Raw genomic sequence first — 23,339 nt, 5'->3', positions numbered from 1 at the left:
GATGGATGAGGTTATTGAAGGTGCACTTTGAGTTCAGCGCCCGCCTGCCGCATTGCCGCCTTCACCGCCGGCACCTGGCTCAGTGGGTTGAGCAGCCCATAGTCATGAATCATCCCGTTGTACCGCACCGAGGTCACGGTCACGCCGGCCGCATTCAATTTGCGGGCATACGCTTCACCTTCATCGCGCAGCACATCGAATTCGGCGGTCTGCACCAGCGCTGGCGGCAGGCCCTTGAGCTGTTCACTGCTGGCCCGCAGCGGCGAGGCGTAGATTTGTGCCCGGGCACTGGCATCGGTGGTGTAGTTGTCCCAGAACCACTTCATCATCCCGGTGGTCAAGAAGTGCCCTTCGGCAAACTGCTTGTACGAGGCCGTTTCGAAGCTGGCATCGGTCACCGGCCACAGCAGCAACTGGAAGCGCAGGGCAGGGGTGCCGGCCTCTTTGGCCTTGAGTGCAACCACCGCCGCCATGTTGCCGCCGACGCTGTTGCCGGCCACGGCCAGGCGCTTGCCGTCCACGCCGATTTCCTTGCCATGCTCGGCTACCCAGCGGGTGGCGGCATACGCCTGGTTGATCGCTGTCGGGTAGTGCGCTTCAGGTGACGGGGTGTAGTCCACGTAGACCGCCACCGCACCGGAGCCGACCACCAGGTCGCGGATCAGCCGCTGGTGGGTCGGGAAGTCGCCGAGTACCCAGCCGCCGCCGTGGAAGAACATGAACACTGGCAGGTCACCCTTGACGTTGGCCGGGCGCACCACTTGCAGCTTGATCGACTCGCCGTTGGCCTGGATGGTGTGTGCCTTCACCTCGATACCGGAGAGGTCGACCTTGACCGAAGCCTGGGCTCCGGTAAGCACTGCGCGGGCGTCTTTCGGGCTGAGTTGTTCCAGTGGCTTGCCACCGCCTTTCTCCAGGGCTTCGAGGAAGGCCTGGGTCTGTTGCTCGACACCTGGGCTGCCTGCGGCAAAGGCGCTGGAAACGGACAGGGCCAGAAGGGAGGCGGTAAGGGCTTTGTGGACAATGTTCATGAGCGAATCCTTTTCTATGCAAGTGTTGGTAATGGGCGTCTTGCCTGGCCTGCTGGGCCATCGCTGCGACCTGTGCGTAGATTAGGGAGATGCACTTGTGGGAAAAAGCCGTTATAAAGCGTTTGACTGTCACCAAGAGCGAGACAATGAACCCTTACGAAGACATGCGGATTTTCGCCCAGGTGATGGAGGCCGGCAGTTTCACCGCTGCCGCCGACCGGCTGGGCATGTCCAAGCAATCGGTCAGCCGGCGCCTGATGCAGCTTGAAGAGCGCCTGGGTGTGCGCCTGCTCAACCGCTCCACCCGGCGCCTGGATGCCACGCCACTGGGCCAGCATTACTACCAGTCGGCCCTGCGCCTGCTGGGCGAAGTGCAGCAGGTGGAACATGACATCAGCGGCCAGGCCCAGGCCTTGCGTGGCACCTTGCGCCTGAGTGCACCCCTGTCGTTCGCCATGTCTCACCTGGGCTGCCTGCTGACCGAGTTCCTGCAATTGCACCCGCAGGTGGATGTGGAGGTGGACCTGAGCGACCGCGCTGTGGACCTGATCGGCGAGGGCTATGACCTTGCGCTGCGGATTGGCGCGCTGGAGGACTCAAGCCTGATTGCGCGGCGTATTGCCAGTGTCGAGCGGGTGTATTGCGCGAGTGCGGCTTACTTGCAGGCGCGAGGAACACCGGTACAGCCGGATGAGCTGGCCGGGCATGACTGCTTGCCTTATGGGCATTCGCGGCAGGTGCAGTGGCAGTTCCGCCAGGGCGGCAAGGCACAGGCTATTCAGGTAACCGGGCGTATGCGCGCCAACAACGGCGAGTTGCTGCGGGACGCAGCGATTGCCGGGATGGGTGTAACCTACCTGCCGACCTTTATCGTTGGCCAGGCCTTGGCAGATGGGCGGCTGGTCACTGTACTGGAAGACTGGACGCCGCCAGCGTTGCAGTTGTCGGCGGTGTACCCGCAACATCGGCAGGTGGCGCGGCCGGTGCAGGGGTTTGTCGAGTTCCTGCGCGAGCGCCTGGTGCAGCTATAGACCTGCGTTAGCCCCTGGCCGCGAAGCGCAATGCCAGCGGCAGCGCAAGCGCCCAGACCGGCGCCAGAACCAGTGCGGTGCGCAGCGGCCCCATAGGCAACTCGATGCCAGCCACGCGTGCCCCGGCCAGGTAAGCCAACGGGCCGCCCAGCATGCCCAGCAGCACGGCGCGCCACAGCGGTCGCCCGGCCCATGCCAGGCTGTGGCGCAGCCCGCTGGCCAGTACCACCCATAGCAGTGCCAACCAAGGCGGCAAGGGCCAGTGTTCGAAGTGGAACACACCCAGCATGCCCAGCAGGCTGTCGAGCAGGCAACCGGCAATCGCCACGCCAAGCAGGACGCGCATCTCACTGCGGGGGTGCGGGCACAAGCGCAGGTGTACCAGCACGCCAGCCATCGCCGCCAGCAGCAGCCAGGGCTGGCGTGCGCCAAGTACGCAGGCCCACCAGCCAGCTTGCAGCCACAGTGCGTTGCCAATCAGCCACCTGCGCCTCACGCTCAGCGGCCCGGCAGCGGTGCCTTGCGCGCCTGCGGTGCGGCCCAGAGCAGTTGCGCCACGCCGATGGTTCGTTCTTCGAACCCACCCTGGCAATAACACAGGTAGAACTCCCACAAGCGCTGGAAGGTATCGTCATACCCCAGTGCCATTAACTCCGCACGCGCCAGGTGCAAGTTGTCGCGCCAATGGCCCAGGGTGCGTGCGTAGTCCTGGCCAAAATCCTCAAGGTGCACCAGGTTCAACCCGGTCTGACGGCTGGCGGTATCCAGCAGCACGCTCAGTGAGGGCAAGGCGCCACCGGGGAAGATGTAGCGCTGGATGAAATCCACCGAGCGCCTTGCCTGGGCGTAGCGCTGGTCGCGGATGGTAATGGCTTGCACCAGCATCAGGCCGTCATCCTTGAGCAGCGCGGCGCACTGGCGAAAGTACGTGGGCAGGTAGCGGTGACCGACGGCTTCGATCATCTCGATCGACACCAGCTTGTCGAAGCGCCCGCGCAGGTCGCGGTAGTCCTCAAGCAGCACCGTGATGCGCTGTTCCAGGCCCAATGCCTTTACCCGTTGCAGGGTGTGGGCGTGCTGCGCTGCCGAAAGGGTGGTGGTGGTAACCCGGCAGCCATGCTGCTGGGCGGCGTGGATGGCCAGGCTGCCCCAGCCGCTGCCGATCTCCAGCAAGTGGTCGTGGGGCATGAGTTCGAGCTTTTCGCAGATGCGCCGCAGCTTTTGGTTCTGGGCCTGTTCAAGTGTTTGCAAAGGGCTGTCGAACTGCGCGGCGGAGTACATCATGGTGGGGTCGAGCAGGCGCTCGAACAGCGCGTTGCCCAGGTCGTAATGGGCCAGGATGTTGCGCCGCGCACCACGCCTGCTGTTGCGGTTGAAACGGTGCAGCAAGCGCAGTGCCGGCCGTGCCAGGCGTGCCAGGCCACCCTCCATGGCATCCAGCACATCCAGGTTGGCCACGAACAAGCGGGTGACCGCAGCAAGGTCCGGGCTGCGCCAGTAACCGTGGATATAGCCTTCCCCGGCACCAATCGAGCCATTGCCTGCAACCAGGCCCCAAGCTGCCTCGTCAATCACTTCCACTTCGGCGTAAAGCCGGCTGGCAACGTCGCCGAAGGACCACTGCTGGCCTTGGCTGATCAGGCGCAGGTTGCCATGGCGCAGCTGGCGCAATTGTGCGAGTACGGCGCGCTTGGCCAGGCCGCCGAGCAGAGGGGCAATGCTTGCCGATTTGCTAACGCTCAGGGTCGGTTCGGGCATGGTCGGGCTCCTCAACGGTGGGTTGGCCGAGTGCCAGGTCGTGCTGGCTGGTGATGTGGTCGTGCACGGGCGTGCGTTTGAGCAGCAGGCGCAAGGCCTGCCAATAGATGCCAGTGAGGGTGCGCAGGCTCATCCAGGGGAACGTAAGGATGTGCCGCTGCAAGGCGGCGCGGTCCAACGGTTGGCGTTGGAGTGCCAGGTCGGCTTCGAACACCTTGTGCCCGGCGCGCCAGTTCTCCATGTGGATATGCACCCGCTGGGCATCGAGGGCGAAACGCAGGTGATAGTCCATGTCCAGCGGCATGAACGGCGAAACATGGAACGCCTTGGCCACGGTAAATGGCCGGGTCAGGTCACCGTTCACGGGCAGCACATAATGGAAGCGTTCACGCCATGGGGTATTGCGCACTTCCAGCAGCACGGCCGCGAGTTGGCCCTGCCGGTCATGGCAGAAGTACGTGCTCACCGGGTTGAAGGACAACCCCCAACAGCGTGGTTGGGTAAGCAGGTGCACGGCACCTTCGGGACGCTGGCCGATGGCTTGGCCGACCAGCAGCCGGGCAGCGTCGGCCAGTGATTTGCCTTGGCGCGTCAGCGCCGGCAGGTAGTCGGTTTCACGCCAGCACAAAGGCGCTAGCCGCGATGGCCCAAGCCAGCGGCTCAGGTTGCGCAACTGCTGTTGTTCGTTCAGGTCCAGGTAGAACATGCCAACCCGGTAGCGAAATGCATGGGGCCTTGGGCACACGCGCCGGTGGCTGACCCAGCCCTGGCACAGGCTGCTGTTCACAGCTGCTCTCCAAAATGGCGGGCCACGTTCAGCGCGCTGAGCACGCCGTCTTCGTGAAAACCGTTGGCCCAATAAGCACCGCAGTAGTAGCTGTGCAACGGCCCTTGCAGTTCGCCGTGACGGGCCTGTGCCGCCATGGCGGCCAGGCTGTATTGAGGGTGTGCATAGTCGAAACGGGCGATTATCTGGTGCGGGTCCACCAGGGCGGTCTGGTTGAGGCTTACGCAAAACGTGGTCGGCGCCTCGATGCCCTGGAGAATGTTCATGTTGTAGGTGAGTGCGGCGGGCGCCTGCGCGTTGTCGCCCAGCCGGTAGTTCCAGGCGGCCCAGGCCTTGCGCCGCTGCGGCAGCAAGCGTGTGTCGGTGTGCAGCACCACGTCGTTGCTGGCATAGCGAATGGCGCCGAGTATGGCGCGCTCCTGTTCGCTGGGCGCTGCCAGCAGGGCCAGGGCCTGGTCGCTGTGGCAGGCGAACACTACCTTGTCGAAGCGTTCGCTGCCGCCTGGCCAGGTGACTGCCACACCACCCTCGTCCCGCGATACCTGCTGCACCGGGCTGCCCAAGCGTATGCGCTGGGCAAAAGGCTGGCACAGGGGCTTGAGGTATGCACGCGAGCCACCCTCGATCACGCGCCATTGCGGGCGATGATTGACCGACAGCAGGCCGTGGTTCTGGCAGAAACGCACGAAGAACTGCAAGGGGAAGTTCAGCATGTCGGCCGGCGACATCGACCAGATGGCTGACCCCATGGGCACGATGTAATGATCGATGAAACGCCGTCCATAACCCTGGGCGTGCAGGTAGCTACCGAGGGTAGTCGCACTGTCGATGCGTTGCTGGCCCAGGTCGGCTGGAGCCTGGCGATTGAAGCGCAGCACGTCGCGCAACATCCTCCAGAAACCGGCAGACAGCAGGTTGCGCCGCTGGGCAAACAGGGTGTCCAGGTCGTGACCGTTGTACTCGAAGCCTGTGCGCGGGTCATGCACCGAAAAGCTCATTTCGGTTGGCCGCGAGGCCACGCCCAGGTGCTTGAGCAGGCGGATGAATTGGGGGTATGTCCAGTCGTTGAACACGATGAAACCGGTATCGACTGCGTAGTGCTGGTCCTGCCATTGCACGTCGACGGTATGGGTATGTCCGCCGACCCGGTCCGCGGCCTCGAACACGCTGACCTCATGGCGACGCGCAAGCAGGTGGGCGCAGGTGAGGCCGGCGATACCCGTACCGATGATGGCTATGCGCATACGTCAGCCCTGCGGTTGGCGCGCCAGGTGGCGGCCCAACTTGAGGCGCCAGCGCGCCGGCAATGCGCCCAGCAGGCGCAGCACTAGCGTAAATGGGGCGGGGAAGGTGATTTCCAGGGGGCGACGCGGCAGGCGCGAGATGATACGGGCGGCGGCGCGTTCGGCGCTCCACATCTGGGGCATGGGGAAGTCGTTGCGGCGGGTCAGGGGGGTGTCGACAAAGCCCGGGCTGACCAGGGTGACATCAATGCCTTCGCCGACGAGGTCGATGCGCAGGGATTCGACCAGGTAACGCAATGCCGCCTTGGACGCGCCGTACGCCCCCGCACGCGGCAGTGCCAACCAGCTGACCGAACTGCCCATGACCACCAGGTGTGGTTGCCGGCCGCGGCGCAGCAAAGGCAGGGCGGCGGCCAGGCAAAGGCTGGTGCCGGTCAGGTTGGTACGCATCACCCGTTCGACCAGCATCGGGTCGAAGTGCCCCGGCTCCAGGTACTCGCAGGTGCCCGCATTCAGAATCACCTGGTCCAGCGCGCCCCAGGCGCGTTCGATCTGCTCGGCCATTTGCGCCACGTGCCCAGGCTGGTCGACATCACCCACGGTCAGCAGTACCTGGCCCGGGAACCGCGCTGCCAGCGCTGTCAGCTTGTCTACCCGGCGTGCCCCCAGCGCCACCTGATGGCCTTGCTCCAGCAAGTGCAACGCCAGCGCCGCACCGATGCCACTGCTGGCGCCGGTCAGCCAGCAACGGCTCATGCCAGCCTGCCTTTGAGCCAGCAAATCACGCTGCCTAAGACCGGCACGTGCTCGTACAGCAGTGCACCGGCGTCAAAGTAATCCTGGTGAAAGTGCACCCGCTCATGCCAGCGCAGGTGGCTGCAGCCTTGCAGGCTGATCAGTTGCCCACAGGCCAGCTGCGGGTGGCGAAAGTGCAAGGTCCAGCGAATGTAGCCGTGGCCCGGCTCCAGCTCGTCGGTGCCTTCGAAGCGGTAATGGCATTCGGGCACCTTCGCGTACAACTGGGCGAAATAAGCCCTCAGCGCGGGCAGGCCGTTGAGCTGGTGCAGAGGGTCGCGGAATTCGACGTCCTCGCTGTACAGGTCGTTCAGCAGGTCGAGGTTGTGCGTGTCGAGCGTGGCAAAGCGTTGGGCGAAGGATTGCAGGTAGCTGGACATGCACAATACCTGTACAAAATAAGTTTGTTGTACAAGGTATAGTGCAGGTCGCTGTAGAAATCTATACAGAAGAAATTTTCTGTATAGCTTTGGTTGTTCGCACTATCTACAAACCGGGCAACTCACCCAGCTCGACCCAGCCACCCTCGAATTCATCCATGGCATCCAGCACCGCCCCACGGAAATACTCCTGCGACGCCCGATCAAACAGCAACTGCAACGCCGGCCGCCCATCACTGCCCACATTCACCACAATCACATTGATCCGCGCCGCCGAAGTCTGCGCCACCGAGCCCACCGGAAAAGCCTCGGCACTCAAATCCACCCCGCACAACTTGGCCATCACCGCACTGCCATGTGCCCCTGACAGCTGCAACCAGGCATGGCTGTCCTGGCGCGGCAGCAGGTAGTTGCGCTGGGCGTCCTGCACCCACTCGGCCTCAACGGCAGCCACCCGTGCGCCGTCGTCGGCCAGGTTGCCCAGCAGCAGGTACTCGGTCTGCGACAAGCGCGCTACCCAGCCGCCGTCGTCCTGGCGCACGGCCTGGTTCGGCTGCTGCGGCAAGCGGTAGCCACGTTGCTGCAGGTAGGCGGCACTGTCGCCCCCGCGAAACCCGACCCGCGCCACCTCGGTCAGGTCGGTCAACGCACAGGCGTGCAGCAGCTCGGCCCGCGGGCTGCGAGGGATAAATGCTTTGGCTTGCAAACTGGTCATGGCTCAGAGCTCCTGGCGCAGGTTGTCGGGGTCGTGGAAGGGCAGTTGCACCACCTTGGCATGCACCATGGCACCGCCCTCTACACGGATCGGGATGTGCATGCCGGGGGTGGCCTGGTGGGCACCGGCATAGGCCAGGCCGATGATCTGCCCCAGGGTTTGCGAGTATTCGCAGGAAGTGACATTGCCGCTGATATCCGGCCCGTCCAGCACCAGGTGCCCCTCCAGCGGCTGCGGGCTGCCCTTGGGCAGGGTAAAACCGACCAGCTTGCGCTTGAGCGGCTGCGCTTCAAGGATTTCGATGGAACGCTTGCCGACGAAGAACGGTTTCTTGCGGCCAATGGCCCATTGCATGTCGATCTCTGCCGGGTGGGTCATGCCGTCGGTGTCCTGGCTGATGATCACATGGCCTTTTTCCAGGCGCAGCAGGCGCTGGGTCTCGACGCCGAACGGGCGAATGCCCAGGCCGGAGCCTGCGCTCATGAGGGCGTCCCACAGGCGCTCGGCATGGCGGGCCGGTACATGAATCTCATAGCCCAGTTCACCGACGAAACCGACCCGCAGTATGCGCGCCGCGATGCCGGCCACCTTGCCCTGGCGCACGCCCAGGTAGGGGAAGGCTTCGGTCGACAGTTCGACATCGTCACACACCTTGGCCAGCACCTGGCGTGACAACGGTCCGGCCAGGTTGACGGCGGCCAGCGCGGCGGTGACGTTGGTGATGTCCACGTCCAGGCGCCATTGCGCGTTCCACTTCAGCATCTGCTGGTAGATGCGGTCGACGCCACTGGTGGTAGCGCTGACATAGAAGTGCTGCTCGCCCAGGCGTGCGCAAACGCCATCGTCGATCACCACGCCATGCTCGTTGGTCATCAGCGCGTAGCGTGTGCGGCCGATGGGCAGCTTGGCAAAGCCGAAGGTGTACAGGCGCTCCAGCAGTTCGGCGGCGTCCGGGCCGCGTACGTCCAGGCCACCCAGGGTGGAAACATCGATCAGGCCGACCTTTTCGCGTACATGGCGGGCTTCCTCCTGCATGCAGTGCTCGCGGTCTTCCGGTTTGCCGTAATAGGCGGGGCGCTGCCAGATACCGGCAGGCATCATCTTTGCCCCGGCTTGCAGGTGGCGGCGGTGCAGGGGTGTTTGCCGGTAGGGGTCGAAGGCGCGCCCGGCGACATGTGCCAGCTTCTCTGCCTGGAACGGCGGTCGGGCGGTGGTCACACCGGTTTCGCTGATACTGCGGCCGGTGGCATGGGCCACCAGGCGCGCAGTGGGCAGCGCCGAATGGCGCCCCTGGGACGGGCCCATGCCGACCGTGGAGAAGCGTTTGACCAACTGCACGTCACGGTAACCGCTGCGGGTGGCGTTGACGATGTCGCGCACTTGCAGGTCTTCGTCGAAGTCGACGAAGTCCTTGCCTTTGGGGTGCGGGAAGATCGGCCAAGGGAAGTTGACCTTGGCTTCGGCGCCGAACGCCGACAGGGCCGGCGCTTGCAGGCCCAGCGCTGCCAATGCGTCGGCGGCCGCGCGCGTGGCATCGGCGAGGACGTTGGCCAGCACGTGGCGGCCGTTCACCGAACCTGCGCTATCCAGCCCGGCCGGCAGGTTGCTGATGGTGAACTCGTCGCGGTTGACGTCATAGGCCAGCTTGCCACCGGCCTGGCACAGCAACTGGTACACCGGCATATAGCCTGCCGACATGCAAAGCAGGTCGCACGCCAGGCGCAACCCGTGCGGGCCGACCTTGCCCTGGCCGGTGATCGGGCGAATGTCCACGCCGCTGACGTGGCGCATGCCCGTTTCGTGCAAGGCTTCGTACACGGTGCTGCCCAGGTGCACGGGGATATCGCGGCGCTTCAGTTCAGCCGCCAGTGCGGCTTCGGCTGGCGCGGCGCGCATGTCGACCACTGCGGCCACAGCCACCCCTTGTTCTTGCAGGTCGAGGGCGGCCAGGTAGCCGTCATCGTGGCCCGTGAGGATTACCGCACGCTGGCCCGGTTTGACCGCGTACAGCTTCATCAACCGCTGGGCAGCGCTGGTCAGCATCACGCCCGGCAGGTCGTTGTTGCGGAACACCACCGGCTGGTCGAACGACCCGGCCGCCACCAGGCATCGGCTGGCGCGTACCTTGTACAGGCGCTTGTGCTGGATCACCGGCAAGTAGTTGTCGGCGAACCAGCCATTGCAGGTGGCCTGCAGCAGCACCTGGATGTTCGGGTGGCCTTCGATGGCGGCCAGCAGCTCCTGGCGCAGGCTGGCGGCGCGGGTGCCGGCGATGTCGAAGCGAGCATAGGTGAGCGAGCCGCCCAGCACCGGCTGTTGCTCGATCAACAGCACCTTTGCCCCGGCATTCGCCACATCCAGCGCGGCGCGCAGGCCTGCGGGGCCGGCGCCGATCACGGCCACATCAACGAACAGGTAGGCCTTGTCGTAGTACTGCGGTTTGAAACCCAGGTCCAGCACGCCCAGGCCGGCCTTCTTGCGGATCAGTGGCTCCCACACTTTCCACATGCCCTTGGGCTTGTAGAACGAGCGGTAGTAGAAGCCCACCGGCATGAAGCGCGAGAACTTGCCCAGGTAGGCGTCGCGGTCATGCTCAAGGCTGCCGTTGAAGTTTTGCCCCTCGACCACCCGGCCTTCGCGGGCGGGCTCCAGGTCGGCCAGCACATTGGGTTCTTCTGGCAACTGCACCAAGGTGTTGGCATCCTGCCCGGCCATGCTCAGCGGGCCGCGGGGGCGGTGGTATTTGAACGAGCGCGACAGCAGCCAGCGGCCGTTGCCGAGCAGGGCGCTGGCAATGGTGTCGCCGGCAAAGCCTTGGCAGGCCTGGCCGTCAAACTGGAAATGCACGGGCCGCTCGCGGTCGATCAGCAGGCCCATGGGCGCGGGGAGGCGAGTGTGGCTGTTCATCCGGCGATCTCCGGGGTGGCGGCGGGGGTGAAGTCGACGCGGCGGTCGAACCGTTCTTTCGGGTCGAAGGTGCGCAGCACCTGGTCGCTTACCGTGTGCCGTTCGGCCAGGAACCAGTAGCTGGAGGCGTTGTGCAGCCACCACTCGGTCACTACCCCGGCCAGGTTGTCGCTGTTGAACACATAATCGGCCCATTCGGCATCGCTGCAGGCGGCCGGGTCGGGCATGTGCTTGAACTCGCCGCCGTAGGTGAACTCGCTGATGTTGCGCGGGCCATTCAAGGGGCAGGTCAGGATCTTCATTGTCGTTGCTCCTAGTGGCTGGCCGCTGTGGCGCCCATTTCGTTGACTTGCTGGAAGCGGCTGAAGCGCTCCAGGGCGAAGGGGGCGATCATTTCGGGGACCTTGCCGCCGCTGGCGACCAGCTCGGCCATGGTCTTGCCGCAGATGGGCGTGGCCTTGAAGCCCCAGGTGCCCCAGCCGGCATCCAGGTAATAGTTGTCGACCGGCGACAGGCCCATGATCGGGCTGTAGTCAGGAGTCATGTCGGTGCTGCCGGCCCACTGACGCATCAGCTTGGCGTTGGCCATGAACGGGAACATCTCGATCGCATGCGCCAGCAAACTTTCCTTGAGGTCGAGGGTGGAGCGGGTGTTGTAGAGCGGGTAGGGGTCGGAGCCGCCGCCAAACACGATTTCGCCACGGCTGGTCTGCTGTACGTAGCAGTGCAGCGCCGACGAACTGACCAAAGGATCGAGGAACGGCTTGAACGGCTGGGTGACCATGGCTTGCAGCGGGTAGGTGTGGATCGGCGCGCGGATGCCGGCCTTGGCCATCAACAGCGAACTGGCGCCGGCCACTGCTTGTACCACGCAGCCGCACTGCACCGTGCCACGGTTGGTCTTGACCGCTTCGATGCGGCCATTGCGAATCAGCAGGTCCTGCACTTCGGTCAGTTGGTGGATTTCCACCCCACGTTTGGCCGCCTGTTTGGCGTAGCCCCAGGCCACCGCGTCGTGGCGTGCGGTGGCGCCGTCGATGTGCCACAGGCCAGCCAGAACCGGCAGGTGGCCCGGGTCGAGGTTAAGGCTGGGCACCAGTTCGCGGATCTGCTGGCGGTCGATCATTTCGGTACGGCCACCGAAGTGCTTGTTGACCTCGGCGCGCTGGCGGAAGGCGCGCACGGTGGCATCGGTATGCGCCAGGGTGAGCTGGCCGCGCTCGGAATACATGATGTTGAAGTCGAACTCGTTCGACAGGTTCTGGAACATGCGCACCGATTCGGCGTAAAAGCGCACACCCTCGCTGGTGAGGTAGTTGGAGCGGATCACCGCCGTGTTGCGTGCGGTGTTGCCGCCGCCCAGGTAGGCCTTTTCCAGCACGGCGACATTGGTGATGCCGTGGTACCTGGCCAGGTAGTAGGCGATGGCAAGGCCGTGGCCGCCGCCGCCGATGATCACCACGTCATAGCGTGGCTTGAGTTCGCACGGTGGCGGCAGGTCGACCTCCACCGGGTAGTCGGCGCTCAGGCCGTATTTCAGCAGGGCGAAAGGCATGGGGTGCGCTCCTGGTGGCTGGCCTGTTGCTGCAGGTCGAGGGCGAGCAGGGTGTTTTTCATCAAATAGGCGATGGTCATCGGGCCCACGCCGCCGGGTACCGGGGTGATGCCGGCGACCTGGGGCAGGGCGGCGGCAAAGTCGACATCGCCGACCAGGCGGCTGTGGCCGCCTTCTTCGATACGGTTGATGCCGACGTCGATCACCACTGCGCCGGGCTTCAGCCAGTCGGCACCGATCAGGCGCGGCTTGCCAACCGCAGCCACCAGGATGTCGGCCTGGCGGCACAGCGCAGGCAGGTCGTGGCTGCGCGAATGCACCACGGTTACCGTGCAGTCGGCTTGCAACAGCAGGGCGGCCATGGGCTTGCCGACAATGTTCGAGCGGCCCACCACCACCGCATGCTTGCCGCGCAACTCGCCACAGGCGTCGCGCAACAGGCGCATGCAGCCACTGGGTGTGCACGGGGTAAGCACATCGCGGCCCTGGGCCAGGCCCCCGACGTTTTCGCTGTGGAAACCGTCCACGTCCTTGAGTGGGTTGATGGCCTGCAGTACCCGGTGCGCATCGATGTGCGCGGGCAGCGGCAGTTGCACGAGGATGCCGTTAACCTCGGTGTCGCGGTTAAGGCGGTCGATCAGTGTCAGCAGCTGGGCCTGGGTAGTGTCGGCGGGCAGGCGATGTTCCAGCGAGCGAATGCCCACTTCGTCGGCGCGCAGCACCTTGTTGCGCACATACACCTGGCTGGCAGCGTCGGCACCTACCAGCACCACCGCCAGGCCCGGTTGCACGCCGCTTTGGCGCAACGCCTGCACCTGTTCGCGCACCTCGGCCAGCACCCGCGCTGCGGTGGCCTTGCCGTCGATCAGCTTGACGCTGGGGATGGCGTTCATTTGAAGATCACCGTGCGGTCGTGGTTAAGGAATACCCGGTGTTCAAGGTGGTACTTGACGGCGCGGGACAGGGCGATGGTTTCGGTGTCGCGGCCGATGGCCACCAGGTCGTCCGGTGCGTAGGCGTGGTCCACGCGTTGCACTTCCTGCTCGATGATCGGGCCTTCGTCCAGGTCGCTGGTCACGTAATGGGCCGTGGCGCCGATCAGTTTGACCCCGCGCTGGTAGGCCTGGTGGTAAGGCTTGGCACCCTTGAAGCCGGGCAGGAACGAGTGATGGATGTTGATGGCCCGGCCAGACAGCTGTCGGCACAAGTCGTCGGACAGGATCTGCATGTAACGCGCCAGCACCACCAGTTCGGTGCCGGTGTCGTCGACGATGCGCAGCAGTGCGGCTTCCTGTTCGGCCTTGGTTTCCTTGGCGACGGGCAGGTAGACGAAGCGGATGCCCTGGCGTTCGGCCATCGGGCGCAGGTCCAGGTGGTTGGACACCACGGCGGTGATGTGCATGTCCAGCTCGCCCTTGGCATGCCGGTACAGCAGGTCGGACAGGCAGTGGTCGAACTTGCTCACCATCAGCAGCACGCGCATCGGCCGGGCGCTGCTGTGCAGGCTCCACTGCATGTCGAAGCGCTGGGCCACGTCGGTAAAGCCGGCCTCCAGCTGCGGTGTGTCCCCTGTGGTACCGGTGTTGTAGCGGAACACTGCGCGCATGAAGAAGCGCCCGTTGTCCTCGTCGTCGAACTGCGCCATCTCGCTGATGTAGCAACCGTGCTCGGCCAGGTAGGTGGTCACCGCAGCGACGATACCGGACACGGCCGGGCAACTGACGCGCAGGATGAAGTGATCGGGAGCGGGGTGCATGTCGGATAGGCCTCGTGATGGAGTGGGGCAGGTCGGGCACAAGGGCAAAAGAAGCTTCGCGACGAGGCGAAGAGGTGTTTCTTGGTAGGAATATAAATTTCCTTTAGGCGATTTATAGGCGAAGAGGGGGGTGACGGTCTAGAGGTTTATGAAATTTTTTATCCTGACAGGAAAGTTCTTGCAGCCATTCGCGGGCACGCCCGCTCCCACAGGGTGAGTGGAGCTGTTGGCATTTCACCTCACCTGTGGGAGCGGGCATGCCCGCGAAGAGGCCAGTACAGGCTATGCTTGGAGCATGAGCACACCACCTCCTTTGCGCCAACCTTGCCCCCCTGGCGCCTGCATTTGTGGTCGCGAACAACTGGCAGACCACTCACAGGCCGCCCAGCGCATTCTCCTGCTGACCCGCCAGGAAGAAAAACGCCTGCTCGAACGCCTGGAAAACCTCAAGGACCTCGAAGACCTGCAACGCCTGCAGCAACGGCTGTACGACAATCTCGGCATCCGCGTGCACATCGCACCCGGGTTCAACGAAGTGCGCACCATGCGCGGCATCGTCATCGAACTGGATGACCAGCCAGGCTTGTGCCGCAGGACCCGGCAATCAATCCCGGCGGCGATCCGGCGCGGGCTGGAGCGCAATCCGCAGGTGGCTTTCCGCCTGCTCGACACCCATGACCTGTTACGCGATGCCTGACGGCAAAGCTGACTCGGTCCCTGTAGGAGCGGCCTTGTGTCGCGATCGGGCGCGTAGCGGCCGCAAAACAGGCCACCGTGATCGCCCAGGAGTACCGGGTTGCAGGTTTTGCGGCCGCTGCGCGCCCGATCGCGACACAAGGCCGCTCCTACAGGGGATCGCGTCAGCCTCACTAATTTTTTCGCAATGCCCTACGTCTACTTGAAAGCCCCCCTGCGCCACGCGCAATGCGGCATTCATCATTCAAGGAGACAGGCAATGACTTCCGTTTTCGACCGCGACGATATCCAGTTCCAGGTAGTGGTCAACCACGAAGAGCAGTACTCGATCTGGCCCGACTACAAGGCCATCCCCAACGGCTGGCGTGCGGTGGGCAAGAGCGGCCTGAAGAAGGACTGCCTGGCCTACATCGATGAAGTCTGGACCGACATGCGCCCACTGAGCCTGCGCCAGAAAATGGCCGAAGCCGCCGCCCAGTGACTGCACTGAACCTGCTGTGCCTGCCGTATTCCGGGGCCAGCGCCATGGTTTACAGCCGCTGGCGGCGCAAGCTGCCGGCCTGGCTGCAGGTGCGCCCGGTGGAATTGCCCGGGCGTGGCGCGCGCATGGCCGAGCCGCTGCACACCGACATGCAGGCCCTGGCCCGGCAACTGGCCCGCGAGCAGCGCCTGGCGGCCAGTGCGCCCTATGCGCTGCTTGGGCACAGCCTGGGCGCGCTGCTGGCGTTCGAGCTGGCCCATGAACTGCAAGCGCTGGGCTGCCCGCCACCACTGGCCTTGTTCGCCTGCGGTACGGCAGCGCCGACCCGGCGTGAGGATTACGACGGCAAGAACTGGCGCGAGCCCAAGAGCGATGCCGAGCTGATCAGCGAGTTGCGCGAACTTCAGGGCACGCCCGAGGAAGTGCTGGCCAACGCCGAGCTGATGAGCCTGACCTTGCCGACCTTGCGCGCCGACTTTCTGCTGTGCGGCACCTACGCCTACCGCCAGCGACCGGCGTTGCAGTGCCCACTGCACGTGCTGGGTGGCGTGGACGACCGGGCCAACGACGAGCAACTGCAAGCCTGGCGCAAAGAATCCCACGGCGATTTCTCGCTGCAGATGTTCCCGGGTGGCCACTTCTTCATCCACGAGCATGAAGACCGCGTGCTCGATGTGCTGACGGCATCGTTGCAGCCACTTCGGCTGTCTGCCTGATTGACGGCACTCCTTGCCTGGGGGACGCTAGGCCTTTCTCCAGGCAAGGGGCAGACAATGCTGATCGATCCACACACGGCCGCAATGCTGGTCGGTGAACAGCCCTGAACGGCCGGTTACTGGCCGCCGGGTTGATGGCGCTGGCGCTGCTGCAAGGCTGCGCCGGGCGACGTGAGGAAGCGCCCGAAGCGGACCCGGCCAAGGTCCGTGCACAGTTGTTGCGGTTGCTGCCAGCCCAGGCCAAGGACCGCGAAGGTTGGGCCCGGGACATTCAGGTAGCCTTTGAAGCGCAGCGCATCGCCCCCAGCAAAAGCAACCTGTGCGCCGTACTGGCGGTGACCGAGCAGGAGTCCACCTTCACTGCCGACCCGCAGGTGCCCAACCTGGGGCGGATTGCCCGCGAGGAAATTGACCGGCGTGCGGCGCGTGTGCACATTCCCAGGTTGCTAGTCGACGGTGCGCTGAAAACGCCTTCAGGCAACGGCCAGAGCTACCAGCAGCGCTTGCAGGCGGTGCGCAGCGAAAAGCAATTGAGTGAACTGTATGACGAGGTCATTGCCCGCGTGCCACTGGGCAAGACGTTACTGGGTGGGCTCAACCCGGTGCATACCGGCGGGCCGATGCAGGTCAGCATCGACTTCGCCGAAAAGCATGCGCAGGGTTACCCCTACAGCCACGATGGCAGCATCCGCCAGGAGGTGTTCAGCCGGCGTGGCGGGATGTACTTCGGTATTGCCCACCTGTTGGGCTACCCGGTGAACTACGAGCGCCAGCTGTACCGGTTTGCCGATTTCAATGCGGGTTGGTACGCCAGCCGCAACGCGGCATTCCAGGCCGCACTGAGCAAGGTGACCGGCATGACGCTTGCCTTGGACGGCGACCTGGTTGCACCGGGTGCAATCCTGCCAGGCGCCACCGAACTGGCAGCGCGCAAGCTGGGTGGGAAGCTGGGGCTGCGTAACCCGCAGATCCGCAGCCAGCTGGAGGAGGGCGACAGCTTGGCGTTCGAGGACAGCAAGCTGTACAGCGGGGTGTTTGCTTTGGCAGATGCCAAGGCCGGTAAGCCGGTGCCGCGGGCAGTATTACCGGGGATCGAGCTGAAGAGCCCGAAGATTACCCGCAAGCTGACCACGGCGTGGTTTGCCGGGCGGGTGGATGAGCGTTATCAGCGGTGCATGAAGCGGTAGCAGTGTGTTCCTGTACCGGCCTCTTCGCGGCTAAAGCCGCTCCCACAGGTACCGCACAGCCTTATGGCCCGGTGATATCCCTGTGGGAGCGGCTTTAGCCGCGAAGAGGCCGGTACAGGCGAGATCAGCTTTCGGCCAATGCCCCAACCACTTGGTCGATGCTAGCCTTGAGCCCTGCAAACGCATCTTCAGCGTCACTCTCCACCACCACCAGCTTCGCCCCGGCCGCCTTGATCACCTCGGCCACAGCCGCGTCCGGCTGCCGGTGGTCCAGCACCAGTGCGACATCCTGCGCCTTCAGGTTCTCACCCAGCGCCTTGAGCGCGGCGGCATCCCACTCGGCCGGCAGCGGCTGCTCCACCACGTCCAGGTTCAACCCGCTGGCCAGGTAGCCCAACCGTTCCGACAGGCTGACCACCGTCAGGTTGTCGACCTTGGCCAAGCGCGTCTGGCTGCTGGCCGTCAGCTCCAGCAACTGACGCTTGACCCCCGCCAGGTTGCCCTGGATCTTCGCTTTGTCATCCGGTGCCAGCCGCTCCAGGTCATTGGCCACTACATCGGCCATGCGCCCGAGGTTGGTCGGGTTGAGCCAGGGGTAGGCGCCATAGGCATCGTCACCCGTGACTGCAATGCCTGGCAGTGCGCCATCCACCGGCCGCGCAGCATCGATCTCGACGATGCGGATGTTGCTGCGCCGGGCCATCGGGTACAGCGGGTCGTCACGCCAGATCGAGCGCACGCCGATCACCGCGTCGGCCTGCTGTGCGGCTTTCTCCAGGCTGGGGCCACCGCGCGAGCTGAAATACGAGGGCTGGCGGCTGGCTGGCAGGTTTGCCGGCGCCGCACGCTTGAGTTGCACCGCCGTCCCGTCGAGCAAGGCACTGGCCAGGCTGTGGGTAACGGGCAGTGTGGTCAGCACTTGCGTGGCATAGGACAGCGACGGCAGGCCGGCCAGGGCCAGCGCCAGGGTCAGGCGTTTCAGGTTCATGCCGGGTTTCCTTGCAGGCGGGGGACGAGGGCGCGGGCCAGGGCGGCCAGGGCAAAGCAGATGCCGGCGACCAGGATGATCGCGGCGCCTGACGGCACTGGCAGGTCGAACACGATCGGCAGCAGGATGCCAAGCAGGGTGCTCACGGTGGCAATCAGCACCGACAGGAAGAAAAAGCCCTTGAGCGATTGACTGACCAGGCGTGCAGCAGCGGCGGGGATGACCAACAGGGCACCGACCAGAATGGCCCCGATCACCTTCACGGCGGCCACGGTCACCAGGGTTACCAGCACCACGAACAGGTAGTCCAGGGTTTTCACCGCCACCCCGCGCACCGCCGCCAACTGCGGGTTGAAACTGGCCAGCATGATGCGGTTGTACAGCGGTATGGCCAGCGCCAGCACCAGCACCGCAACGATACCCAGCACCACCAGGTCCTGGCCGCTGACGGTCAGCACCGAGCCGAACAGCACGTTCTCGAGGATGTGCACGTTGATCTTGCCCGCCAGCATCAGCAGCAGGCTGGCGCCCAGCGCCAGCGATACCGACAGGAACACGCCGATCAGTGTGTCCGGCGACAGCCCGGTACGGTTACGCAGGAAGTTGAGCAAGATGCCGAACAGCAGGCAGTAACCAAACAGGCTGCCGTAGGGGCCCGTGTAGGGTTCGCCGAGCAGTATGCCGATAGCCACGCCGGTCAGCGCGGCATGGCCCACGGCCTCGGAGAAGAAGGCGAAGCGCTTGACCACCACCAGGGTGCCCAGGCCGCCCAGCACCGGCCCGATCATCAGGCCGGCCAGCAAGGCATTGACCACGAAACCGTAGGCCAGTGCCTCGGGCAGGTAGCCGGCGGTGGCCCAGTCCTGGACCAGTTGGCGAAATGCTTCGAAACTCATGAGGCAAGGCTCTCGCTACGCGGGTGAACGGAGAACAGGCCGAGCAGGCGCTCCGGGGTCAGGGCCTGGGCGGGCGGGGCGTCGAACAGGACCTGGCGGCTCAGGCCGGTTACCCGGTCGGCCAGGCGCAGCACCGCTTCCAGGTCGTGTTCGATCCACAGCACGGTGGTGCCGGCCTGGCGCCAGCCTTGCAGTAGCTGTTCGAACACCTGGATACCGGCTTCGTCGAGCGCCGACATTGGCTCATCCAGCACCAGCAGCTGCGGCTCGGGGATCAGGCCCTGGGCCAGCAGCACGCGCTGGCGCTCGCCGCCAGACAGCGCACCCATACGCCGCTTGCGCTTGTCGAGCATGCCGACCCGCGCCAGAGCGGCATCGATGGCCGGTTGTACGCGCCCCGACAGGCCGAGGAAGGCCGGGCGGCGCTGGCACATGGCAGCCATGAAATCATCGACGGTCATCGGCAGGCCGCGGTCGAACTCCAGCGCTTGTGGCACATAGCCAATCACTTCACGCTCGCCTGGCCAGTGCAGGGTCAGCTGGCCCTGGTGCGGCATTTGCCCGAGCAGGGTCTTGATCAGCGAGCTCTTGCCACCGCCGTTCGGGCCGACGATGGCGTGCACGCTGCCTGCCGCCACGCCGAAGCTGACCTGTTCGAGGATGCGTGTGCGGCCCAACGTCAGGTCGATGCCGGTGAACTCGATGCGCGGCCCACTGGCGGTTACCAGGTTGGCGGCGGCAGTCATGCGCGGTTCTCCTGAATGGCGCGCACCACGGTGTCGAGGTTGCGCTTCATCTCCACTTCGTACTTTTCCTTGGTGTATTCGCCATAGGAAATGTGCGTCAGCGGATACAGGCGCACGCCGGATTCACGCTGGATGGTTTCGACATAGGCCGACGGGAAGTCCATTTCCGAGAAGATCACCCGCACGTCCAGGGCCTTGAGCTGGTCGATGGTCTTTTTCAGCTGGGCAGGGCTGGGCTCGATGCCATGGGCCGGCTCGACCACTGCCGTAACCTCCAGGCCGAAGTCGCGCACCAGGTAGTCGTAGGCAGCATGGATGGTGGCAACCCGGAACGTGGCGCCAGGCGCTTCGGTGACCTTGGCCAGTGCCTCGGCGCGCAGGGCACGCAGGCGTTTGGCATAGGCACGGGCGTTTTGCGTGTACAGCCTGGCGTTTTCCGGGTCGAGCTTGCCCAGCTCGCGGGCGATATTGTTGACCTGGGCGATGGTGGTGCTGATCGACAGGAAGGTGTGCGGGTTGACCACCTTGCCGGCGCCGCGTGCGGCAATGCCGGTGGCCGCCAGCAACGGTACGTTCTGGTTGGCCTCGATGGTCGCGATGCCGGGTTTTTCGCTGGCGGCAATCATGCGGTCGGCGAAGTCGTCATGGCCGACGCCGTTGAGCACCACCACGTCCAGCGTGCCAATGCGCTTGATGTCTTCGGCGCGTGGCTCGTAGGCGTGCGGGTTGAAGCCGGCCGGAATCAGCGGGACCACTTCGGCCTTGTCGCCGACGATGTTGGTCACGTAGCTGTAGTAGGGGTGCAGGGTGATGCCAATACGCAGCGGCTTGCCATTATCGGCCAGGGCCAGTGCCGGCAGGGCGAAGGCCAGGAGCAGGGCGAGGGCGGAGCGAAGCATGGGGGAGTCCTTGGGTTCAGTGACGGTGTTCGCGGGTAACCCCGGCGTCGTAGTGGCTGACCACCTGCAGCCAGCCCGCAGCGATCAAGGCCGCCTGGCCGAGGTCGTCCGGGGTGACGGCAGCGCTGTCGCGGCGCAGCCAGACATCGGCCTCGCCCGTGCTGTCGGCCGGCAGGACCAGCAGCAAGCTGCCGGCGACTTCAGGGGCCTGGCTGCGGCCCAGGTAGGCACCGGGCTCCAGCCACGACCACTGGTGCCCGCCACGGCTCTGGCTGCCGACATCCACCACGAACGGCGGCAGGCCTTCTTCGGCCAGGGCTTGCACGCTGGGCACGGCAGCGTTTTCTTCACGCAGCAGTTGAATCTCGTCGAAGGCCACCCGCAGGTCGGTGTACAGGCCTTGCTCGGCGGCGGTGAGGTCGCGGCGGGCGTCGATCTGGTGGCTGGCGATGGCCTGCTCGTCCTCGCGCTCGCCACGCAGCAGCACCACGCTGGCGGCCAGCACCACGATCAGCAGGCTGGCCAGCAGCACGTACAGGGTTTCGTGCCCGGCGCCGGCCGGGCGAATCACTTGTGCGCGGCTCATGGTTGGGCGATATCGGCGTAGTCCACTTCCACCACGTGCCCAGGGCCGGCATCGAACAGCACGTAGAATTCACCGTCCGGGCGCTTGAAAGTGAGCGTCGAGTCGTCTCCCAGCTTGCCGCCGACCAGCACCTGCTCGTCATAACCGATCACGTCCAGGGTTACGCCGGGGGCACCGCTGCCGTCCGAGAAACCGCCTGTGCACTTGACCTGACCGCTGGCCAGCTCTTCGCACTCGCACATCGGGTTGTGCGCCAGGGCGGGGCCGGCAGCCAGCACCAGCAAGGGCAGGGCGAGGGTTCGCATCAGGTTTTTCATTTTTTGCCTCCTTGTTTTTCAAGCCAGGCCACGGTGGCTGGCGATGCCTTGGCCAGAGGGACCGACGCCTGGTGCATGCTGCCGTCCCAGCCCTCCAGGGTGATCCAGATTTGCGCGTCGGGTTTGGTACGGGGCGGGATGGGCAGGTTGGTGCCCATGTTGTACGGCGCGCCGAAGAAGATGGTGCCGGCAGCGCGCAGGCTGCGCGGTTTGCCGATGCGCAGGTAGGCCGCCTTGACGTCCTTGATGCAGGCCTTGCACAGCGCTGCGTTGAACGACTTGAAGTAGCCGGCCGGGCCGTCGGCGCGTGGCGCCTCGTCGCGCAGTTCGGCCAGGTTGAGGCTGTAGGGGCCGACCTGGATGTCGCTGATCACATTGGCACCCAGGCCTGCGTCGCCACGGAACAACTTGGCATCGGCGAAATACTTGGGCATGAAGCCCAGTGGTATGAGGATCAGCAGGATGTTCAGGTGAAAACGCCACTTCAGCCACAGTTGCTTCAACGGGCTGGCGGGCAGGGCTTGGGCCTGGCTCATGGGCGGATCTCCACGGTGGTTTCACTGTGTGCGGCACGCGGCGCGCGCTCGCTGCGCTTGAGGGCGGCGGCGGTGGCCTGGGCGGTGCGCTTGGTCCAGATCAACAGGCCGCTGAACACCATCAGGGTGAGGATCAGGCCGAAGAAGAACCACACCAGCTTGATCGGCAAGCCGCCGAAGTCGCCGGTGTGCAGTGGGCGCATCGACTCGGTGACGAACTCCAGGGTCGAGCGGTCGCTGATCAGGAACTGGCTGTCGACGTTGCGGGTATAAGGGTTCACCGAGGCGCTCTGGAACATCAACGGGTACCAGCCCGGGCCGGACAAGGTGACATGGCTGTAGGCGGTGGCGGGCAGCGAAATGAAGTTGATTTCCAGCCCCGGGATTGCCAGGCCGGCAATGCGTGCGGCTTCGTCCAAATCAATGCGCGGGGCCGGGCTGCCATCCTGCGTTTGCGGCACGTCCTCCCGGGCAATCACCGGCACGATGGGGCGGCTGGAAATGGTGATGTGGTTGTCGAACAAGATCGCCTGGATCAGGAACCAGGTGCCGGTAATGGAAATGACCGCAATGAACCAGATCGACCACACCCCGGCCAGGCGGTGCAGGTCGCCCCAGAAAATCCGCGAGCCATGGCCGGTACGCACAGGCTTGAAGAAGCCTTTCCAGAACTTCTTGTACACCACCAGCCCGGTCACCAGCGAAGCAAGCATCGGCAGGCCAAGCAGCGACACCAGGTACCAGCCCCAGCTGAAGCCATTGGTGAACGGCACCAGCCACCAACCGTGCAGGGCGCGGGTGAAGGCCTCGAAGTTGAAGTCGGGTGTCTTGCCCTGGATGGCACCGGTGTAGGGGTTTACATACAGCGTCGGGCTGGTGCCGTCAGGCAGGGTGACATTGGCTTTCACCGCAAAGTGCGAACCGTCCGGTTGGCTCAGGCGCTCCACCACCATGTCCGGTTCGGCCTTGTGCAAGGCCTCCAGCACCTGCTGGAAACTCATGCGCTCGACGTCGCTGTCGGGTTTGTTGGCGCGTACCGCCGGGTCGGCGAGCCAGACGATTTCCTGGCTGACCACGGCGAGCATGCCGGTGAAACAGACGATCAGCACAAAGAACCAGATCGGCAGGGCGAGCCAGCTATGGACCAGGAACCACAGCCTGGATTTGGATTTTTTTGGTGATTTGGCCATCAGACAGTCTTCTGCAATGGGTGGTCGAGCGTATGCCCAACCAAAGGGGGCTGTACTGATAAGGACGAATGAGAATTGAAAACCTGCCGTTTTAAATGCAAGCAAATGTTTCGAAAAGCACAAGGCCGGCCTGCGCGCGAGG

Annotated in this window: 26 protein-coding genes; 5 read left to right on the top strand and 21 right to left on the bottom strand. The window is 64.7% G+C overall.

What is annotated here, in order from left to right:
- Positions 1-11 precede the first annotated feature (11 nt).
- Positions 12-1,031, bottom strand: coding sequence for an alpha/beta hydrolase (locus ACQKPZ_RS06640; RefSeq protein WP_427536320.1), 1,020 nt, complete (start codon positions 1,029-1,031; stop codon positions 12-14).
- Between the two features lie 146 nt (positions 1,032-1,177).
- On the opposite strand from ACQKPZ_RS06640, the gene ACQKPZ_RS06635 reads away from it, so the two are divergent.
- The gene (locus ACQKPZ_RS06635; protein WP_427536318.1) at positions 1,178-2,062 is read left to right on the top strand and encodes a LysR family transcriptional regulator; all 885 of its coding nucleotides are present in this window, start codon (positions 1,178-1,180) and stop codon (positions 2,060-2,062) included.
- A gap of 7 nt (positions 2,063-2,069) precedes the next feature.
- Here ACQKPZ_RS06635 and ACQKPZ_RS06630 read toward each other — a convergent pair whose 3' ends face one another.
- The 12 genes from ACQKPZ_RS06630 to purU all read right to left on the bottom strand — a co-directional run bounded on the left by ACQKPZ_RS06630 (position 2,070) and on the right by purU (position 13,959).
- Complete coding sequence (locus ACQKPZ_RS06630; RefSeq protein ID WP_427536316.1) at positions 2,070-2,558, bottom strand: DUF2878 domain-containing protein; 489 nt, start codon at positions 2,556-2,558, stop codon at positions 2,070-2,072.
- Positions 2,559-2,560: 2 nt separating this feature from the next.
- Positions 2,561-3,820: a class I SAM-dependent methyltransferase gene (locus ACQKPZ_RS06625; RefSeq protein ID WP_427536314.1), complete on the bottom strand. Its 1,260-nt coding sequence runs from the start codon at positions 3,818-3,820 to the stop codon at positions 2,561-2,563.
- Positions 3,795-4,607: a DUF1365 domain-containing protein gene (locus ACQKPZ_RS06620; protein ID WP_427536312.1), complete on the bottom strand. Its 813-nt coding sequence runs from the start codon at positions 4,605-4,607 to the stop codon at positions 3,795-3,797. The genes ACQKPZ_RS06625 and ACQKPZ_RS06620 overlap by 26 nt, the downstream gene beginning before the upstream one ends.
- Positions 4,604-5,851: an NAD(P)/FAD-dependent oxidoreductase gene (locus ACQKPZ_RS06615; RefSeq protein ID WP_427536310.1), complete on the bottom strand. Its 1,248-nt coding sequence runs from the start codon at positions 5,849-5,851 to the stop codon at positions 4,604-4,606. Before ACQKPZ_RS06615 ends, ACQKPZ_RS06620 begins: the two co-directional genes overlap by 4 nt.
- A 3-nt stretch (positions 5,852-5,854) precedes the next feature.
- The gene (locus ACQKPZ_RS06610) at positions 5,855-6,607 is read right to left on the bottom strand and encodes an SDR family NAD(P)-dependent oxidoreductase (RefSeq protein ID WP_427536308.1); all 753 of its coding nucleotides are present in this window, start codon (positions 6,605-6,607) and stop codon (positions 5,855-5,857) included.
- Positions 6,604-7,026 (bottom strand): nuclear transport factor 2 family protein, encoded by a 423-nt coding sequence (locus ACQKPZ_RS06605; protein WP_427536306.1) that lies wholly within the window; start codon positions 7,024-7,026, stop codon positions 6,604-6,606. The genes ACQKPZ_RS06610 and ACQKPZ_RS06605 overlap by 4 nt, the downstream gene beginning before the upstream one ends.
- Positions 7,027-7,132: 106 nt before the next feature.
- Complete coding sequence (locus ACQKPZ_RS06600) at positions 7,133-7,741, bottom strand: sarcosine oxidase subunit gamma (protein WP_427536305.1); 609 nt, start codon at positions 7,739-7,741, stop codon at positions 7,133-7,135.
- 3 nt (positions 7,742-7,744) lie between these two features.
- Positions 7,745-10,648: a 2Fe-2S iron-sulfur cluster-binding protein gene (locus ACQKPZ_RS06595; protein WP_427536303.1), complete on the bottom strand. Its 2,904-nt coding sequence runs from the start codon at positions 10,646-10,648 to the stop codon at positions 7,745-7,747.
- Positions 10,645-10,950, bottom strand: coding sequence for a sarcosine oxidase subunit delta (locus tag ACQKPZ_RS06590; RefSeq protein ID WP_391136446.1), 306 nt, complete (start codon positions 10,948-10,950; stop codon positions 10,645-10,647). The genes ACQKPZ_RS06595 and ACQKPZ_RS06590 overlap by 4 nt, the downstream gene beginning before the upstream one ends.
- 11 nt (positions 10,951-10,961) lie before the next feature.
- Positions 10,962-12,203 (bottom strand): FAD-dependent oxidoreductase, encoded by a 1,242-nt coding sequence (locus tag ACQKPZ_RS06585; protein WP_427536301.1) that lies wholly within the window; start codon positions 12,201-12,203, stop codon positions 10,962-10,964.
- Positions 12,185-13,096 (bottom strand): bifunctional methylenetetrahydrofolate dehydrogenase/methenyltetrahydrofolate cyclohydrolase FolD, encoded by a 912-nt coding sequence (gene folD, locus ACQKPZ_RS06580; protein ID WP_427536299.1) that lies wholly within the window; start codon positions 13,094-13,096, stop codon positions 12,185-12,187. The genes ACQKPZ_RS06585 and folD overlap by 19 nt, the downstream gene beginning before the upstream one ends.
- Positions 13,093-13,959 carry a formyltetrahydrofolate deformylase gene (gene purU, locus ACQKPZ_RS06575; protein WP_427536297.1) on the bottom strand — a complete coding sequence of 289 codons (867 nt, stop codon included), beginning with the start codon at positions 13,957-13,959 and terminating at the stop codon, positions 13,093-13,095. The genes folD and purU overlap by 4 nt, the downstream gene beginning before the upstream one ends.
- Positions 13,960-14,254: 295 nt before the next feature.
- Between purU and ACQKPZ_RS06570 the strand changes: the two genes are divergently transcribed.
- The 4 genes from ACQKPZ_RS06570 to ACQKPZ_RS06555 all read left to right on the top strand — a co-directional run bounded on the left by ACQKPZ_RS06570 (position 14,255) and on the right by ACQKPZ_RS06555 (position 17,039).
- Positions 14,255-14,656: a hypothetical protein gene (locus tag ACQKPZ_RS06570; protein WP_427536295.1), complete on the top strand. Its 402-nt coding sequence runs from the start codon at positions 14,255-14,257 to the stop codon at positions 14,654-14,656.
- A 258-nt stretch (positions 14,657-14,914) separates the two neighbouring features.
- Entirely contained in the window at positions 14,915-15,136 is a 222-nt protein-coding gene (locus tag ACQKPZ_RS06565) for an MbtH family protein (RefSeq protein ID WP_003256222.1), read from the top strand.
- Positions 15,133-15,852, top strand: a complete 720-nt coding sequence (locus ACQKPZ_RS06560; RefSeq protein WP_427536293.1) for a thioesterase II family protein — start codon at positions 15,133-15,135, stop codon at positions 15,850-15,852. The genes ACQKPZ_RS06565 and ACQKPZ_RS06560 overlap by 4 nt, the downstream gene beginning before the upstream one ends.
- A gap of 134 nt (positions 15,853-15,986) precedes the next feature.
- Positions 15,987-17,039, top strand: a complete 1,053-nt coding sequence (locus tag ACQKPZ_RS06555; RefSeq protein ID WP_427536291.1) for a DUF1615 domain-containing protein — start codon at positions 15,987-15,989, stop codon at positions 17,037-17,039.
- A gap of 124 nt (positions 17,040-17,163) precedes the next feature.
- On the opposite strand, the gene ACQKPZ_RS06550 is transcribed toward ACQKPZ_RS06555, so the two are convergent.
- The 8 genes from ACQKPZ_RS06550 to ACQKPZ_RS06515 are packed head-to-tail and all read right to left on the bottom strand — an operon-like array spanning position 17,164 to position 23,197.
- On the bottom strand, positions 17,164-18,027 hold the full coding sequence (locus ACQKPZ_RS06550) for a metal ABC transporter substrate-binding protein (protein WP_427536289.1): 864 nt from the start codon (positions 18,025-18,027) through the stop codon (positions 17,164-17,166).
- Positions 18,024-18,923 (bottom strand): metal ABC transporter permease, encoded by a 900-nt coding sequence (locus ACQKPZ_RS06545; RefSeq protein ID WP_391136422.1) that lies wholly within the window; start codon positions 18,921-18,923, stop codon positions 18,024-18,026. Before ACQKPZ_RS06545 ends, ACQKPZ_RS06550 begins: the two co-directional genes overlap by 4 nt.
- Positions 18,920-19,669 carry a metal ABC transporter ATP-binding protein gene (locus tag ACQKPZ_RS06540; protein WP_427536287.1) on the bottom strand — a complete coding sequence of 250 codons (750 nt, stop codon included), beginning with the start codon at positions 19,667-19,669 and terminating at the stop codon, positions 18,920-18,922. The genes ACQKPZ_RS06545 and ACQKPZ_RS06540 overlap by 4 nt, the downstream gene beginning before the upstream one ends.
- Positions 19,666-20,568, bottom strand: a complete 903-nt coding sequence (locus tag ACQKPZ_RS06535; protein ID WP_427536286.1) for a metal ABC transporter substrate-binding protein — start codon at positions 20,566-20,568, stop codon at positions 19,666-19,668. Before ACQKPZ_RS06535 ends, ACQKPZ_RS06540 begins: the two co-directional genes overlap by 4 nt.
- A gap of 16 nt (positions 20,569-20,584) precedes the next feature.
- Positions 20,585-21,154, bottom strand: coding sequence for a DUF6162 family protein (locus ACQKPZ_RS06530; RefSeq protein ID WP_427536284.1), 570 nt, complete (start codon positions 21,152-21,154; stop codon positions 20,585-20,587).
- Entirely contained in the window at positions 21,151-21,471 is a 321-nt protein-coding gene (locus ACQKPZ_RS06525; RefSeq protein WP_391136409.1) for a hypothetical protein, read from the bottom strand. The genes ACQKPZ_RS06530 and ACQKPZ_RS06525 overlap by 4 nt, the downstream gene beginning before the upstream one ends.
- On the bottom strand, positions 21,468-22,007 hold the full coding sequence (locus ACQKPZ_RS06520; protein ID WP_427536282.1) for a thiamine pyrophosphate-binding protein: 540 nt from the start codon (positions 22,005-22,007) through the stop codon (positions 21,468-21,470). Before ACQKPZ_RS06520 ends, ACQKPZ_RS06525 begins: the two co-directional genes overlap by 4 nt.
- On the bottom strand, positions 22,004-23,197 hold the full coding sequence (locus ACQKPZ_RS06515; protein ID WP_403201733.1) for a PepSY-associated TM helix domain-containing protein: 1,194 nt from the start codon (positions 23,195-23,197) through the stop codon (positions 22,004-22,006). Before ACQKPZ_RS06515 ends, ACQKPZ_RS06520 begins: the two co-directional genes overlap by 4 nt.
- Positions 23,198-23,339: the final 142 nt, after the last annotated feature.

Source organism: Pseudomonas sp. NPDC089547, assembly GCF_050280665.1.
Taxonomy (GTDB): domain Bacteria; phylum Pseudomonadota; class Gammaproteobacteria; order Pseudomonadales; family Pseudomonadaceae; genus Aquipseudomonas.
Note: the sequence above shows the minus strand (reverse complement) of the source record. Positions and strands in the feature narration are given on the sequence as shown.

Excerpts from the sequence above, each read along its gene's own strand:
- ACQKPZ_RS06640 (WP_427536320.1), bottom strand. The coding sequence starts at position 1,031 with ATGAACATTGTCCACAAAGCCCTTACCGCCTCCCTTCTGGCCCTGTCC.
- ACQKPZ_RS06635 (WP_427536318.1), top strand. The coding sequence starts at position 1,178 with ATGAACCCTTACGAAGACATGCGGATTTTCGCCCAGGTGATGGAGGCC.
- ACQKPZ_RS06625 (WP_427536314.1), bottom strand. The coding sequence starts at position 3,820 with ATGCCCGAACCGACCCTGAGCGTTAGCAAATCGGCAAGCATTGCCCCT.
- ACQKPZ_RS06615 (WP_427536310.1), bottom strand. The coding sequence starts at position 5,851 with ATGCGCATAGCCATCATCGGTACGGGTATCGCCGGCCTCACCTGCGCC.
- ACQKPZ_RS06610 (WP_427536308.1), bottom strand. The coding sequence starts at position 6,607 with ATGAGCCGTTGCTGGCTGACCGGCGCCAGCAGTGGCATCGGTGCGGCG.
- ACQKPZ_RS06605 (WP_427536306.1), bottom strand. The coding sequence starts at position 7,026 with ATGTCCAGCTACCTGCAATCCTTCGCCCAACGCTTTGCCACGCTCGAC.
- ACQKPZ_RS06600 (WP_427536305.1), bottom strand. The coding sequence starts at position 7,741 with ATGACCAGTTTGCAAGCCAAAGCATTTATCCCTCGCAGCCCGCGGGCC.
- ACQKPZ_RS06595 (WP_427536303.1), bottom strand. The coding sequence starts at position 10,648 with ATGAACAGCCACACTCGCCTCCCCGCGCCCATGGGCCTGCTGATCGAC.
- ACQKPZ_RS06590 (WP_391136446.1), bottom strand. The coding sequence starts at position 10,950 with ATGAAGATCCTGACCTGCCCCTTGAATGGCCCGCGCAACATCAGCGAG.
- ACQKPZ_RS06585 (WP_427536301.1), bottom strand. The coding sequence starts at position 12,203 with ATGCCTTTCGCCCTGCTGAAATACGGCCTGAGCGCCGACTACCCGGTG.
- folD (WP_427536299.1), bottom strand. The coding sequence starts at position 13,096 with ATGAACGCCATCCCCAGCGTCAAGCTGATCGACGGCAAGGCCACCGCA.
- purU (WP_427536297.1), bottom strand. The coding sequence starts at position 13,959 with ATGCACCCCGCTCCCGATCACTTCATCCTGCGCGTCAGTTGCCCGGCC.
- ACQKPZ_RS06570 (WP_427536295.1), top strand. The coding sequence starts at position 14,255 with ATGAGCACACCACCTCCTTTGCGCCAACCTTGCCCCCCTGGCGCCTGC.
- ACQKPZ_RS06565 (WP_003256222.1), top strand. The coding sequence starts at position 14,915 with ATGACTTCCGTTTTCGACCGCGACGATATCCAGTTCCAGGTAGTGGTC.
- ACQKPZ_RS06555 (WP_427536291.1), top strand. The coding sequence starts at position 15,987 with ATGGCGCTGGCGCTGCTGCAAGGCTGCGCCGGGCGACGTGAGGAAGCG.
- ACQKPZ_RS06550 (WP_427536289.1), bottom strand. The coding sequence starts at position 18,027 with ATGAACCTGAAACGCCTGACCCTGGCGCTGGCCCTGGCCGGCCTGCCG.
- ACQKPZ_RS06545 (WP_391136422.1), bottom strand. The coding sequence starts at position 18,923 with ATGAGTTTCGAAGCATTTCGCCAACTGGTCCAGGACTGGGCCACCGCC.
- ACQKPZ_RS06540 (WP_427536287.1), bottom strand. The coding sequence starts at position 19,669 with ATGACTGCCGCCGCCAACCTGGTAACCGCCAGTGGGCCGCGCATCGAG.
- ACQKPZ_RS06535 (WP_427536286.1), bottom strand. The coding sequence starts at position 20,568 with ATGCTTCGCTCCGCCCTCGCCCTGCTCCTGGCCTTCGCCCTGCCGGCA.
- ACQKPZ_RS06530 (WP_427536284.1), bottom strand. The coding sequence starts at position 21,154 with ATGAGCCGCGCACAAGTGATTCGCCCGGCCGGCGCCGGGCACGAAACC.
- ACQKPZ_RS06525 (WP_391136409.1), bottom strand. The coding sequence starts at position 21,471 with ATGAAAAACCTGATGCGAACCCTCGCCCTGCCCTTGCTGGTGCTGGCT.
- ACQKPZ_RS06520 (WP_427536282.1), bottom strand. The coding sequence starts at position 22,007 with ATGAGCCAGGCCCAAGCCCTGCCCGCCAGCCCGTTGAAGCAACTGTGG.
- ACQKPZ_RS06515 (WP_403201733.1), bottom strand. The coding sequence starts at position 23,197 with ATGGCCAAATCACCAAAAAAATCCAAATCCAGGCTGTGGTTCCTGGTC.